The following is a 14515-nucleotide window of genomic DNA, read 5'->3' on the forward strand; positions in this document are numbered from 1 at the left end:
CGCCGGCACCACCGGCTCCGCCGTTACCGCCGGTCCCGCCGGCAAAGGCCGACGCACCAGCACCGCCCCGGCCAGTTGGGGTGGCTGGGCCACTAGTTTGCGAGTTTTCGCCAGAGCCGCCGGGCCCGCCGGCGCCGCCGTTGGCGCCGTCGCCCCCGATGCCTCCCTTACCGCCTAGGGCATTGACATCGTTTGTGGACGTGGCCGACCCGCCCAGCCCTCCGGTGCCGCCGTTTAGAGTCACGCTGCCGGTACCGCCGGGGTCGCCGTTGCCGGCTTGGAGAGGATCGTCGGATGGATTGCTGCTCGTGGTTACGTTCTGGCCATCCGGGCCGGGGGTCGCTGCGTCGAAGACGAGGGGATTGAGGCCGTTTGCTCCGGCTAGGCCGGTGCCACCTTGGCCGCCGGCGCCTCCGGTGCCGAACAGGATCGCATTCCCACCGTTGCCCCCGGCGCCGGCCATCCCGCCGTTGACGCCTATCGTCGCGATACCGCCTGGCCCGCCAGCACCACCATTGCCGAAAAGCAGTCCGCCGGTACCACCCGTACCGCCGGCCGCGCCAGCGCCGCCGGCTCCGCCGTTGCCGCCGTTGCCGAACAACCCGGCGGCGCCGCCGTTACCACCGGGTAGTGGTAGTGCGGGATCCCCCGGGGCGCCGTTGCCGCCGTTACCGAACAACAACCCGCCCGGCTTGCCATCCTGTCCCGGAAGCACGCCATTAGCGCCGTCGCCGATCAATGGGACTCCAATCAGGGCCTGGGTGGGCGCATTGATCAGATCGAGGAGCGGCTGCAGGGGAGTGGCGTTGGCGGCCTCGGCGGCTGCATACCTACCGGCGCTGGCGATCAGCGAGTTGACGAACTGGGCATGAAAGGTTGCCGCTTGGGCGCTGAGGGCCTGATATTGCTGGGCGTGGGCTCCGAACAGGGCAGCAACGGCCGTCGACACCTCATCAGCGGCCGCGGCCGCCACCTCGATGGTCGGGGCCGCGGCCGCAGCGCTGGCGGCTCCGATCGCCGACCCGATGCCGGCCAGATCCGTTGCTGCCGTTGTCACTACTTCCGGTAGCGCGATCACAAACGACATGTTGTACTCCATCCGTTGTTGACTTATTACAGCTCGCGCGCCGACGGTTATGGCATCGAAGAATCGCCAGGAAATTATCGTCGGTCACAATCGTAGAATGGTTCTCGACACCGCATTCATGGCTCCAACGGTTTCGCTGATGACGTTCCTGCCGGTGGCGACGACGGGAGCCTGGCCTGATCGGCCAGGCGGGGGCGCAGGTTGGCAGGGCCGTGGGCTCCGGAGCGGCCGCCCTGAGGTGGCGCCCAGCTGCACGAAGGCCGCCGCCTGGTAGGTGCATCTCACCGAACCATCCCCGGCTCCGCACCGCGACTGGCGGTGTCGTTGTCGACCGCCGGCCACGCCTCACGATCTGGCGTCTTCTGCCGTCAAACCACACGAGCTTGCCATGGCATGCCATTCCCGTCGCGTGCGTAGGACATTGAGTGGATGCCGGGCACATTACCTTATTGCCTGCAGTGTTGCGCGTGTTCGGACAATTTTTCAATTCGCCATCTGGCGATTTTCGGACGAAATTCTTTTGTCGCTGAATTTCCCAGAGTTTACTTTCAAAGAAGTGATGTCCGTTGAGTAGTCGTCGTCCAGACTGGCGGTTGCCGCCGGGCGGGCGCGCTGGGTGTTCGAGTAGATAGCGCGCTACCACGTTGCCGCCGGGGATCAAGGGCGCAGCCACTACCAGCGTGACCATGAATGACGGTATGGCGGAGGTCTTCAGCCACATTCGTGGCACTCGGCCGGCCCAGGACCGATAACCACCGGACGGTGTCTGGGCGAACCCGGATGCCCGGAACATCTGCACCTGGACGTGTCTTTGCAACGACGGCCAAACCCACTTGTCCGCAGCCGGCCGGGTGCGCCGTCACTTCCCGAAAACCGTTGAGACTGGGTTCGCCGTCAAGTCAACGGGGATCAATCCAACCGCGTTGCCACTCGGACCCGCGGGACCGAGTGTCCGCCGGCACCGCCGTTGCCGCCATCGGCGCCGTTGCCGCCCCCGCAGCTGTTGCCGCCCCCGCAGCTGTTGCCTCCGACGCTGAATCCGCCGCCCGCTACGGCCTGGCCCCCGGCGCTCACGGCGATCAGCCGCGCCCCATGAAGGCCCGGGTGGGCATTGATCATCCCGAACAGCATTGCAGCGGCGAGGCGTTGACGGCTTCGGCGCTGACATTTCATCCGGTAGCCGGGCCGTCAAACGCGCCTGCCCGAATCGGTCATGAAACATGGCTAGCTGAGCACTGAGGGCTTGAACTAACGAAGTGTCACGACTTTGCTAATGGCTATTGGATGTCAGCCGACATAGCCAATAATTATGGCAAAATGCGAGCATATTAATGCTCGTGGCGTGTCCACAATTCCGCGTGTTTAGGCGGGCAACCAAATGTTCCTTAGTCGATGAATTATCCCGAGCAAGAATGCGCGTTGAAAAGAACAACATATGAAGTGGACCACTTCTACTCAGGCGCCAGTCAAGACCAGCTTTAAAAGCGGTTATGTTGAACCGGCCACTCCAGGATGATACACGTTCACAACGCCCTCAACGCATTCTGAATAAAGAAGAACCTGATATCTACACTATTCTCGGTACGATGAATTTATCGATGGCTTGATTGAATTCAACACCATGAGAATTCCGGAGCAGAAAATTCAGCGATTGATGTTTTATGGAAATTATGAATGGTGGTTGATTGAGGTAGCTGTTGATGTAAGATAGCGTTCATTATTTCTGATTTGCGGCGGGTTCGAGGTGAATAGGCCGGGGCTTTGATGACGATGATGATGGTTGGTAGGGGTGTAGCTCGCCGCCGCAGTGGTGGTGGTGTGCGAACGGCGGCACTTGCCCGCCTGGGACGCAGGTTGGGGTGGGATTGAGGTATCAGCGATCTGCATGGCCAGGTCTTGCGGGACTGGTGAAAGGACAGCTGCTCACTCGCGTCCCCGTCGCGGCAAATCAGTTGTATTCGCCCAGTTCCGCCGCCGGGGGAGGCTCGTAGGACGCGGTCACACGTCAGCGCAATCACGTATGTAAGACATACGCACCGCACAAGAGTCTCTACGACCCCCTTCGGGATTATGGCGTAGTTGCCGATGGCATTGATCCGTTCCAGTGGCACATTCGAAGCGCGGACTTGTCGGAAGAAAGACGAGGCCATGTAGAGAGATAGCGGCGCTGTACCTGGCCGCGGCGACGCTGCGAAGAAGGACGGCGTATTAACATGACCGTAAACATTGAGCGCCGGCGGCGCGGGCGCCCTCCCGGCAACAACTCCACCACTCGCGACCGCATACTCGCCAACGCGCGGGAACTTTTTGCGCGCAACGGTATCGACCGAACATCGATACGGGCCGTGGCCGCGGGGGCCGGGGTCGATGCCGCGCTGGTGCATCACTACTTCGGGTCCAAGCAGCAGCTTTTCGCCGCCGCGATCCGCGTCCACATCGACCCGATGCAAGTGCTGGGTCCCATGCGGGAAACCCCGGTCGAAGAACTCGGATTCAAGCTGCCGTCCATGCTGTTGCCGCTATGGGACTCCGAACTCGGCGCCGGGTTGATCGCAATCCTAAGGTCGCTGATCGCCGGGGACGATGCGAGTTTGGCACGCTCCTTCTTGCAGGAAGTGATCACTGCCGAGCTGGGTTCTCGGATCGACAACCCAGCGGGCACAGGCATGATCCGTGCCCAGTTCGTCGCGGCGCAACTGCTGGGTGTGATCATTGCGCGCTATATCGTGCAGATCGAGCCGTTCGCGTCGATGCCGGCCCGGCATATCGCGGAAGTGATCGCACCAAACTTGCAGCGCTACCTCACTGAGGAGCTGCAGGACCTGCACGCGCCCTGAACGGAGCGTGCCACGGTCAGCGACCTCGCTGGCCTGGTCGACCGGCAGCGCCGGGATGCTGTTTCCGAAGCTGGGTAGGCAGCTTGTTCGTCACCTGCCGTCGCGCGGCCATATCGATTTTGCCCGCAACATAGCCGCGGCACCACCACCTGCAACGCGCCAAAAAACGGGTCAGGCACGTCGTTTGGCTAGGCGCGGTCGCCAATCCTGACTAGCATGACAGCGACCGAGGTGAAGCGACGGAGATGTGAGCGAGTTCCTGCCGGCAGGCACAGTGACATTGCTACTAGCCGATGTCGAGGGATCAAGCCGGCTTTGGGACACCCAACCTGCGGAGCTGAGGGCCGCACTAACACGCCTCGATGAGCTGCTGTCCGATGTGACCGCAGCCCACGATGGGGCACGGCCGGCCGAGCAGGGTGACGGCGGCGGTTTCGTCATCGCGTTCGCGCGCGCCTCGGCGGCGGTCGCCACCGCGCTGGACTTGCAGCGAGCGCAGTTGTCCCCGATCCGATTACGCATCGGGGTGCACACCGGAGAGGTGGAGCTCCGCGATACCGCCAACTACTCCGGTCGGACCGTCAGCTGTACCGCACGGCTGCGTGATCTGGCGCACGGGGGCCAGACGCTTCTCTCGGGTGCCGCCGAAGACATGGTCTTCGATCGGCTCCCTGATGGAGCCTGGTTGATCGATCTTGGCACCCACCCGCTCGATGATCGAGCGCGCCCTGAGCGAGTGGTGCAGCTATGCCATCCCGACCTGCGTGTCGAGTTCCCGCCACTACGGGCCGCCGATGAGGCTGTGGCGCACGGTTTTCCAGTACAGCTCACCAGTTTCATCGGGCGCGCCGCACAGATCGGCGAAGTCCGCCGGCTCATGGCCGAGAACCGCCTGGTCACCCTGACCGGCGTCGGCGGCGTCGGCAAGACGCGACTGGCGGTGCAAGCCGCAGCCCAGATCGCACATGAGTTCGGCGGTGCGTGGTACGTGGACCTGGCGCCAATCACCGACCCTGAGCTGGTGCCGATCACGCTGGCCCGTGCGCTGGGTCTGCAGGACCAGCTCGGCCGCGCCGCCGTGGATACAGTGCTGTCTTTCCTCACCAAGCGTCGAGCATTGCTGTTGCTGGACAACTGTGAGCATCTACTCGACGCGACCACCACTTTGGTGGTGGCCCTGGTGGGAACGTGCCCGGGCGTGACGGTGTTGGCGACCAGTCGTGAGCCGATCGGTGTTGCGGGCGAGGTGAGTTGGCGGGTGCCATCGCTGTCAGTCAGCGATGAGGCCTGCCAGTTGTTCTGCGACCGGGCCCGACGTGTGCGGCCCGCTTTCCGCCTCATTGGTGACCATGCCACCACCGTGGCGGAGATCTGCGAACGCGTGGACGGCTTGCCGCTGGCGATCGAGCTGGCGGCCGCTCGGGTGCGAGGGTTGTCTCTGGGCGAGATCATCGATGGTTTGCGTGACCGATTCCAGCTGTTGACCGGCGGTGCACGTACCGTGGTGCGCCGCCAGCAGACGCTGCGGGCCTCGCTGGATTGGTCGCACACGCTGCTCACCGGGCCCGAGAGTGTGTTGTTTCGCCGGCTGGGGGTGTTTGTCGGTGGCTTTTTCCTCGACGCCGCGCAAGCAGTCGCAGGCGACGGTGATATCCAGCCCTACCAGGTGCTCGACGAGCTCATGCTGCTCGTCGACAAGTCGCTGGTGGTGGCCGACGACAGCGGCGGCCGCACGCGTTATCGGCTACTGGAGACGGTGCGCCAGTATGCACTGGAAAAGCTCGTCGAGTCCGGCGATGTCGCCGCAGTGCGGGTCCGCCACCGCGACCACTACACAATGCTGGCCAGCATGCTCGACCTGCCCGACACCGCCGACCATCAACGGCACATCGAGCAGGCCGAAACTGAGATCGACAACCTACGGGCCGCCTTCGGGTGGAGCCGCGAGAACTCCGATATTGAACTCGCGTTGACGCTGGCGTCCTCGCTGCAGCCGGTGTGGGTGACACGCGGCCGGATGAGAGAAGGGCGGACCTGGTTTGACACCGTTCTGACCGAGGCAGACACCGACAACCGAGCAGTTGCGCCGGCAGTGCGCGCGCGGGCGCTCGCCGACCGGGCCATGCTGGACATCTTTGTCGACGCGGCCGCGGGCATGACGCGAGCTCAACAGGCGCTGGCCATCGCGCGCGAACTCGATGACCCAGCCCTGCTGTCCCGGGCACTCACCGCTTGTGGCTTGATTTCTGTAGTTGTCGCCACTGCCGAGGTGGCCGCGCCGTACTTCGAGGAGGCGGACGGCCTGGCGCGCATCCTTGACGATCGGTGGAGGCTGTGCCAGATCCTGTCTTTTCAGGCGGTCGATGCGGTCCTGGCGGGTCACCCGATCGCGGTGCGCAAAGCCGCCGAGGAGGGACGCGATCTAGCGAATGCGATCGGCGACCGGTCCCGCTCACGTTGGTGTCGCTTGTGCCTCGGGTTTGCCCAGCTGATGCAAGGCGACCTCGCGGGAGCCGTCGCGCAATTCCGCGAAGTTGCGAACGAGGCCGAAGCGTCCCACGATGTGATGCACCGGGCGAACAGCCTTCAGGGCCTGGGCTACGCCCTGGCATACCAAGGTGATACAGATGCCGCCCGTGCCGCGGCCGACACGGCCCTCGAGGCCGCCGAGCTGGGTGAGTACTACGCGGGTATGGGCTACTCGGCGTTGGCCACCGCGGCCCTCGCCGCCGGCGACGTTGCAGGGGCTCAGCAGGCCGGTGAGGCGGCGTGGCGGAACTTAGGCGCGGCCATGCCCCAGTCGGCGGCGGTACAACGCGCGTTCAACGCTCAGGTCGCGCTCGCCTCAGGCGATCTCGCCGGGGCGCGGCGCTGGGGCGACGAGGCCGTGCACACAGCGTCCGGTCGGTACCTGATGGTGGCCCTGACGGCGCGGGCCCGGATCGGGATCGCCGAAGGGAAGCCAGACAAAGCCGAACGTGACGCCCGTCGTGCACTGGCCTGCGCGGCCGAATTTGGGGCATATGTGGACCTTCCGGACGTGCTTGAATGTCTTGCCGGTCTGGCCAGCAACGCCGACACTTACCACGAAGCAGCGCAGCTTTTCGGCGCCGCAGAGGCAATGCGGCAGCGTATCGGCCTAGTCCGCTTCGTGATATACCAAGCCGGCTACGAAGCCTCGGTGGCGGCGCTGCGCGACGCGATGGGCGAAACGAACTTCGACGCCGCGTGGGCCGAGGGCGCAGCTTTGTCGACCGAAGAGGCGATCACGTATGCGCGGCGATGCCTCGGCCGACATCAACGGCCGACCAGCGGTTGGGACTCGCTCACGCCTGCCGAACTCGAAGTTGTGCGATTGGTTGGTGAGGGACTGACCAACAAGGACATCGCGTCGCGGCTTGTTGTCTCACATCGGACTGTGCAAGCCCACCTGACCCACGTCTACAACAAGCTCGGTGTGAGCTCCCGCGTTCAACTCGCTAAAGAAGTTGTCAGTCACCCCTGAGCATTCCCCTGTGTCGCACCGCGGAGACTTTTGGCTGGGTCTGTGTCCGCGCCCGGATGCGCGGACTCCTGTGGTCATCGTCTTATTTCGCCGTCTCCTGCGCAGGCGCACCGCTTGCTCCGCCGGGTTGATTCGCTTTGCACTATTACCTTCGATGCACGGACCCACCCATTATTCCGATCACGGTGAATTTCTCGCAACCGCGCGCTCGAATTCGTCGACCAGATAATCGGTGCAATAATTACTGCCATTAAATCGGGACCAACGGTCGCAATCCAGTAAACAACAGCGTAATGTACGGGGCAACCAACCCAATACTCCACGACATACGAGGCGAATAGCACGTGATGTCTAAATTGTGCGGTTTGACGAACAAAATCGCTAGATTTCTGGGCGAGTCCGACGGTCCACAACAACGCGGCTGGTCACCGCAGGGCGCAGGCGAAAAGCCAGAACAAAAACACATTTCGGGCCAAGATCGTGCGGTGGGTTCGTGGCCCGTACCCACGGCATGACGCTCCCGGAGAGGACGCAGGCATGACCCTCACCATTTGGCGGCCCGATGTCGAGTTGCCCAACGACGACTGCACGCTTGGTGCCGCCTGGGTTTGTCGGCCGCTTTGCATGACGCGTGAGTTGGTGTTTGAGTTCACCGGAGCAGGCTGATGTCGTTAGTTTCGTTGCCCTTCCTGGTGTTGGGGGCAGTGGTGCTTGCGGCCCTGTTCCCGGCCCGCGGCGTCAGCGCCGAGTTCGCCGACGCGGCCACCAAAGTGGCGATAGCGTTGCTGTTTTTCCTCTACGGTGCCCGGCTGTCGCCGCAGCAGGCCAGGCACGGGGTGCGCCGATGGCAACTGCACGCACTGGTGTTGACCACCACCTTCGTGATCTTCCCGATTCTCGGGCTGATCGCAAGCGAATCGGTTGGCTCCTTAATGACCGACGACCTGCATAAGGGACTGCTGTTTCTGTGTCTGGTCCCCTCAACGATGCAATCCTCTGTATTGTTCACGTCGATAGCCCGCGGCCACGTCTCGGCCGCAGTGGTCAGCGCATCGTTGTCCAACATCCTCGGTGTGGTGTTAACCCCGCTGTTGGCGATGCTGCTGTTCCACACCCGTGGGGGGCTGCGTGTCGCCAACACAGCGATCGTCGAGATATTTCTGCAGCTGCTTTTGCCGTTTGCGTTGGGCCAGCTGGCGCGGCCATGGATAGCCGCAGTGATCGCCCGGCACGCGACGCTGCTGAAGGTGGTTGAACGCGCATCGATACTAGTGATGTTGTATAGGGCGTTTTCGGTGGGCGTGGTCGAGGGAGTTTGGGTCAGCGTCGATCCATGGCATTTCGTCCTTGTCGTCGCCCTTGTTGCCACGTTGCTCGCGATGGTGCTGGTCTGCACTCGGGTCATTGGCCTGTTGGCCCGCCTCGAGCGCGGCGATGCGATCGTCCTCATGTTCTGCGGTTCGAAAAAGAGCCTGGCATCTGGCCTTCCAGTAGCGCTGGTGCTTTTCCCCGCCCCCACGGTTGGCTTGATCATGTTGCCGCTGGTGCTCTTTCACCAGTTGCAGCTGATCGTCTGCGCGGCGATCGCCAGCAGGTTCGCCAAGGAGCCAGCCCGGCGATGCGATCCTCGCCGGCACGCCGAACGGCGTTGAGAGCGATGACCGGAAACCCAGGCGGGTGACGTCAGCGAGACGACGATCCTAGATGTTGGCACCACGGTCAACTACTGCATGGCCTGAGCGCCGAAGTCCGCGGCGCAAAGTGGCTGCTCACCAGGCTCGGCGAGATATCAGTTAGCGCCGCCGAGATTGCCGGGGTTTCCTTCGATTCCGTCCGTGCCTTCGGCACCGACGCTTCCGGTGCCCGCACGTCCAACGGTTCCAGGGTCACCGCCCTGACCACGCAGGCCTCCGGTTCCGCCACTCCCGCCGGCAGCGTTGCCCCCGGCGCTGCCCGCGGCGCCAAATAAGCTACCTGTGCCACCGATGCCGCCCGCACCGCCGTCGCCGCCGTCGCCGCCCTTCCCGCCGTTGCCGCCGCTGCCGCCATCACCAATGCCGCCTTGGACGGTACCCGAACCGCTTGAACCGCCGCCGGATCCGCCGTTGCCACCTTGCGCGCCGCCGCCACCAAGTCCACCGGACCCGCCTAGACCACCGGCGCCGCCGGCGCCGCCGTTGCCGACCAGCAACCCGGCGCTTCCACCGGCGCCGCCTTGGCCGCCAGCGCCACCGTCCCCGCCCGTCCCGCCGTCGCCACCAATGCCGCCGATGCCGCCATCGCCGCCGCTGCCACCCTGGGTAATCTTTCCTAGCGGGATGCTACCGGCGCGGCCGCCGGCGCCTGCGGAGCCGCCATCGGCCCCGGGCGCGGCCGCTCCGCCGTGGCCCGCTAACCCGCCGGCACCACCGGCGCCGCCATCACCGGCCAGCAGTCCGCCATTACCGCCGACGCCACCGTGGCCACCATCACCGCCAGCTTGCCCGCTGGTGCCGGCGCCGCCATCGCCGCCGTTACCGCCCGCACCGCCGGCGCCGGGGGAGGGCGTGGAGAGCCCACCGCTGCCGCTGTTGCCGCCGTTGCCGCCGTTGCCGCCGTTGCCGCCGACCGCGCCGATGCCACCGGCGCCGCCGTCGCCACCCACGCCACCAGCGGCTCCCGGGCTGGCGCGCCCGGTTCTAATTGTCGTGCTCCCGCCGCGGCCACCGTTGCCACCGTCGCCGCCGTCGCCGCCCGGTGCACCATCGCCGCCGGCACCGCCGTCGCCGCCGCTACCGCCAACGCCTCCCGATGTGGTGCCTGATGAGGTGCCGCCATCGCCGCCTGTGCCGCCATCGCCGCCGGTGCCGCCAAGGCCGCCGGGAGCACCGGTGTTGCCATCGCCGCCGAGGCCGCCATCACCGCCGGCACCCCCCGGCGTGATACCGGCGCCGGGGACGCCGGCGCCGCCGGCTCCGCCGTCGCCGCCCGCTTCTCCGGTGACTGCGCCGGGCTGACCGGGGTCGCCGTCGACGCCCACGCCACCGGGGTTGCCCGCGGGCGCCTGGCCGGTCTGGGGCACCGGACTCGGGTTAACGGCGTTGGCGCCGTGCGCACCTTGTCCACCACGTCCGCCGGCGCCGCCGGCGCCGAACAACCCGGCATTACCGCCGGCCCCGCCGTTGCCGCCGTTTGCCCCGGCCACCATCGCGTCCCCGCCGTTGCCGCCAGCTCCACCCATGCCGAACAGCATCCCGCCGGCTCCACCGGCCCCGCCACCAGCACCCGGGCCACCAGCTCCGCCGGCCCCGCCGTTGCCCATGAATCCGGCACTGCCGCCGCTACCGCCGACCTGGCCGGTGGCGCCAGATGCCCCGGCCCCGCCGTTGCCCCACAGGATTCCGCCGGATCCGCCGTTACCGCCGGGCATCGTGGCATCGGCGCCGTCACCGATCAGCGGGCGACCCAGAAATGTTTGAGCGGGAGTATTGATCGCGTTGAGAACCAGCTGCTGCATGGTCTGCAAAAGGGACGCGTTGGTGGCTTCGGCAGCTTCGTAGGAGGCTGCGCCGGCGTTTAGTGCCAGGATGAATTTGGAGTGAAAGGTCGCGGCCTGAGCGCTGATGGCCTGATATGTCTGGGCATGCTGACCGAACATCGCCGCAATGGCCGTCGACACCTCGTCGGCCGCGGCGGCCAGGACCTGCGTCGTGGGGAGTGCCGCCGCTGCGTTGGCCGCGTCGATGGCCGACCGAATAACCGCCAAATTCGAGGCGGCGACCGACACAACTTCTGGGGCCGCGAATACATACGGCATGTGTCACCTTCACGTGTCACTTTCACGAACCGCTAGCTACCCGTCCGGGCCGCGCCATATTGGTACAGCATATCGAGGATTGGAGCCGGGGACTAGCAGTACTGCAAATTCCGTATATAGAATATTTTCCGGCGGGGATATTCGTCGAGCGATGATTTTAGTCTCTTGCTTGGCCGCCCTCATGATTTCATGGAATCGCGAATTACCAAAATTTGCAAAACCGCTTCAATTCGGGCGTTCGAAAATGTGGACGACCGTCCGCCAGTCCGATTCACGCAAGAAGCGAGGGCAAATGACGATGACGAAGTTGCTTGGACTGACGGCCGGTCTTGCTGTACCGGTGAGCGAGGCCAAATTGCCAAGCGCACCGACATTGACGGCCGATAAGGTTGCACTGCGCAGCGGCACCGCGACCGGCGCCGCACGAGCACAGGCGCATAGAGTCATCTGGGTAGCGAGCGCTCGATCCAATCAACCGTCTTGGCCGGCTGCGCCCGCTTTGCCCGGAAGTCCGTTGAGGCCCGGGTCGCCGTCGTTAGCGATCAAACCGCTTGCCTGTCCGCCCGCGCCGGCGGGGCCGCCTGCGCCGCCGGCACCGCCGGCACCGCCTTTGCCGCCGACACCGAGTGCGCCATCGAAGCCCGAGGCTCCGATCAACCCTCCTTGGCCGCCCTTGCCGCCGGTGAGCCCGGCGGCGCCGCCGTTGCCGCCGTTGGCGCCGTTGCCGCCACCGCCCCCATTCCCGCCGTTGCCGCCGGTGCTGACTTCGCCGCTGATTGCATCGCCGCCCTGGCCTCCGGCACCTGCGGCGCCGCCGGCGCCGCCAACGCCGCCAACGCCGCCGTTGCCGGCGTCACCGCCGGCACCGCCGAAGCCGATTAGTCGCCCGGCGTTGCCGCCGTTACCACCTACTCCGCCGGCGCCACCTTTGCCGCCGACGCCCGTCGAGTTGCCGCCGAAACCGCCGCTGCCGCCATCTTTTCCTTGGGCGGCGGGGCCAACGATATTCAAGTCTCCGGTCGCCGTGCCGCCACCGCCGCCAACACCCCCCGCACCGCCCGGTGCGCCGGCACCGCCGGCCCCGCCAACACCGCCAATGCCGCCAGCGCCGCCGTTGCCGATGAGCAGCCCACCGTTGCCGCCGATGCCGCCGGCGCCACCGTCACGGCCATTGCCGCCGGGTAGGTTGCTGGCGGCGCCTTTGCCGCCGTTGCCACCGGCACCGCCGGTCGCCGGGCCATCGGAGGAGTGGGCGGAGCCGCCGGCACCGCCAGCTCCGCCCGCACCGCCCGGGCCGCTGCCGTTGGCCCCGTTACCTCCTTGACCGCCGAAGCTGGTTGCCGTGAGGTCGGTGGTACTCGCGCTCCCGCCGGCCCCGCCGGCGCCGCCGTTGGCGCCCCCCTCACCGGCCTCGCCGCCGTTGCCCCCCGTGCCCCCGGTCGCACCGCCGCCGGTCGCCTTTCCGCCGGTTCCTCCGGTACCGCCGTTTTGACCGGGGGCGCCGTTATGACCGGGGCCGCCGGGTCCGGCCTGACCATCCCCAGTGAAAGGGGTACCTGTGGAACCGGTTCCGGCTGTACCGCTAGGGGTTGGGTTGGCTGCGTCGGTGCCGGCTAGGCCGGTGCCACCTTGTCCGCCCGCACCTCCGTCGCCGAACAGGATGGCGTTGCCGCCAAGACCGCCCGACCCGGCCATCCCTCCGTTGATGCCCGCCATAGCGACGCCACCATTACCGCCGGCACCGCCATTGCCGAACAACAGCCCGCCAGTGCCGCCGGTACCGCCGGTCGCGCCGGCCCCTCCAATGCCACCGTTGCCGCCGTTGCCGATCAACCCGGCGGCCCCGCCGTTGCCGCCGACTTGGCCGGGTGCGCCGGATCCGCCGTGGCCGCCATTGCCCCAGAGCAGTCCACCGGGTCCGCCGTTTTCTCCGGAGCCGGGCGTCCCGTTGCTACCATTCGCGATCAGCGGGCGCCCCAAGAGTGTTTGGGCGGGCGAATTGATCAGATTGAGCGCTTGCTGTAGCGGTGATGCGTTGGTGGCCTCGGCGCTGGCGTAGGCGTTGCTGCTGGCGGTCAAGCTGCGCACGAATTGCTCATGAATCCTTGCCAGCGCGGTGGTGAGGCCTTGATATTCCTGGGCGTGGGCGCCAAACAGTGCCGCGATGGCGGCGGACACTTCATCGGCGGCTGCGGCCGCTATTGCGGTGGTCGGGGCCGCCGCGGCGGCATTGGCGGTGCTGATCGTCGATCCAATACTGGCCAAATCCGAGGCCGCCGCCGCCAGCATCTCCGGCGCAACCAGAACGTAGGACATCAGTTCGCTCCTTTGACCTCACATAACAATTCAGGTGTGCTGCACCGCGGTGGACGTATCCCGGTAGCTGAGTGGTCGCGCTCGTAGGTTCGCCGGGGTCGGTCTGTTAGGAGGCCGGCGTTCACCCGACACCGCCGAGATCGACGCCAGCGCAGATAAGTGGCAGAAGGTGTGACGCTAACGTCCATCTCGGCGCAAGGACCGCGATCCCCACCCTCGACGGACTTACGAGCATGGCCACTATGCCTCGATCTCCTGATGGGATGTCCTCTCACCACACTCCAGTCGGTCGAACGATGCCGCACGGTGGGGCTAGCGCGGGCACACCCGAGCACCCCACCGTCCGGGATTGTCGATGCAGGCTCGTACGCGGGCTATGTCCCGATACTTTACGTTATTGTCTCCATTATCGGACCGCTTGTGCGGATTTCTTAATTCTTCGCGTGTGGAATTTCTAGGGCTGCGGAATTCTGTGCTTGCTGAATTTCGGGTGGGTCGAGTGTCTGAATTCATCGTGTTTGGATTAACGATTGATCGCTGTCGGTCAGACTCTTATCCGACGAGCGGCCAAACCGGTGGTTGCGGCCCGCGTGGCGAGGCTTCGGCAGGTTGTCAGCTCCGCTTCCGGAAGGGTGCAGAAAGCTCAGGTTAGCAGCTGTTTTAGGGCCGGGCGCCGTAACGCGGCTGCCCCACGTAACTGGCGAATTTTCTGGCCGGTTGATGAATTTCACTGGCATGCCGTCGAGGAACACTCGCCCTTCCCCGAAGCGATTTATTCAGGAGATTCCCAGCTGAACTAGCTAGGCGATATCTCGGGTTAGTGCTATTGCTAGGTAGCGACCGGCCATGAAACGGCAATTACAGTGTTTATTGGAGGAACGTAACGCACATGGCGGTAAAAGTTCTCGATACCACCCCGCCGGGGATTTATGCCCAAGGCCTAGGTCGGTGGGGCGGGGTCTTGACGGGGACCA

8 protein-coding genes are annotated in these 14515 nt (G+C 65.5%); 4 read left to right on the forward strand and 4 right to left on the reverse strand.

Annotation, left to right across the window (positions count from 1 at the left end):
* On the reverse strand, window positions 1-1087 hold a 1087-nt coding region (locus tag F0Q45_RS19120; RefSeq protein ID WP_149655432.1), incomplete at its 3' end, for a PE family protein.
* A 909-nt stretch (window positions 1088-1996) separates the two neighbouring features.
* Window positions 1997-2206: a hypothetical protein gene (locus F0Q45_RS19125; protein ID WP_223163925.1), complete on the reverse strand. Its 210-nt coding sequence runs from the start codon at window positions 2204-2206 to the stop codon at window positions 1997-1999.
* A 1094-nt stretch (window positions 2207-3300) separates the two neighbouring features.
* On the opposite strand from F0Q45_RS19125, the gene F0Q45_RS19130 reads away from it, so the two are divergent.
* From F0Q45_RS19130 to F0Q45_RS19140, 4 genes are all read left to right on the forward strand, one after another.
* The gene (locus tag F0Q45_RS19130; RefSeq protein WP_149655434.1) at window positions 3301-3924 is read left to right on the forward strand and encodes a TetR/AcrR family transcriptional regulator; all 624 of its coding nucleotides are present in this window, start codon (window positions 3301-3303) and stop codon (window positions 3922-3924) included.
* 247 nt (window positions 3925-4171) lie between these two features.
* Window positions 4172-7429, forward strand: a complete 3258-nt coding sequence (locus tag F0Q45_RS19135; protein WP_149655435.1) for a helix-turn-helix transcriptional regulator — start codon at window positions 4172-4174, stop codon at window positions 7427-7429.
* A 537-nt stretch (window positions 7430-7966) separates the two neighbouring features.
* Window positions 7967-8095, forward strand: coding sequence for a hypothetical protein (locus tag F0Q45_RS29440; RefSeq protein WP_262491063.1), 129 nt, complete (start codon window positions 7967-7969; stop codon window positions 8093-8095).
* A complete protein-coding gene (locus F0Q45_RS19140; protein ID WP_149655436.1) occupies window positions 8095-9081 on the forward strand; it encodes a bile acid:sodium symporter family protein in 987 nt (328 codons plus the stop codon). The genes F0Q45_RS29440 and F0Q45_RS19140 overlap by 1 nt, the downstream gene beginning before the upstream one ends.
* Window positions 9082-9218: 137 nt before the next feature.
* Here the strand turns inward: F0Q45_RS19140 and F0Q45_RS19145 are convergent, their stop codons facing one another.
* Both F0Q45_RS19145 and F0Q45_RS19150 read right to left on the reverse strand, forming a co-directional pair.
* On the reverse strand, window positions 9219-11225 hold the full coding sequence (locus F0Q45_RS19145) for a PE family protein (RefSeq protein ID WP_149655437.1): 2007 nt from the start codon (window positions 11223-11225) through the stop codon (window positions 9219-9221).
* 471 nt (window positions 11226-11696) lie between these two features.
* The gene (locus F0Q45_RS19150) at window positions 11697-13541 is read right to left on the reverse strand and encodes a PE family protein (RefSeq protein ID WP_149655438.1); all 1845 of its coding nucleotides are present in this window, start codon (window positions 13539-13541) and stop codon (window positions 11697-11699) included.
* Window positions 13542-14515: the final 974 nt, after the last annotated feature.

Source organism: Mycobacterium simiae, from assembly GCF_008370645.1.
In the GTDB taxonomy this organism is placed as follows: Bacteria; Actinomycetota; Actinomycetes; order Mycobacteriales; family Mycobacteriaceae; genus Mycobacterium; species Mycobacterium simiae_A.

Excerpts from the sequence above, each read along its gene's own strand:
- F0Q45_RS19125 (WP_223163925.1), bottom strand. The coding sequence starts at position 2,206 with ATGATCAATGCCCACCCGGGCCTTCATGGGGCGCGGCTGATCGCCGTG.
- F0Q45_RS19130 (WP_149655434.1), top strand. The coding sequence starts at position 3,301 with ATGACCGTAAACATTGAGCGCCGGCGGCGCGGGCGCCCTCCCGGCAAC.
- F0Q45_RS29440 (WP_262491063.1), top strand. The coding sequence starts at position 7,967 with ATGACCCTCACCATTTGGCGGCCCGATGTCGAGTTGCCCAACGACGAC.
- F0Q45_RS19140 (WP_149655436.1), top strand. The coding sequence starts at position 8,095 with ATGTCGTTAGTTTCGTTGCCCTTCCTGGTGTTGGGGGCAGTGGTGCTT.
- F0Q45_RS19145 (WP_149655437.1), bottom strand. The coding sequence starts at position 11,225 with ATGCCGTATGTATTCGCGGCCCCAGAAGTTGTGTCGGTCGCCGCCTCG.
- F0Q45_RS19150 (WP_149655438.1), bottom strand. The coding sequence starts at position 13,541 with ATGTCCTACGTTCTGGTTGCGCCGGAGATGCTGGCGGCGGCGGCCTCG.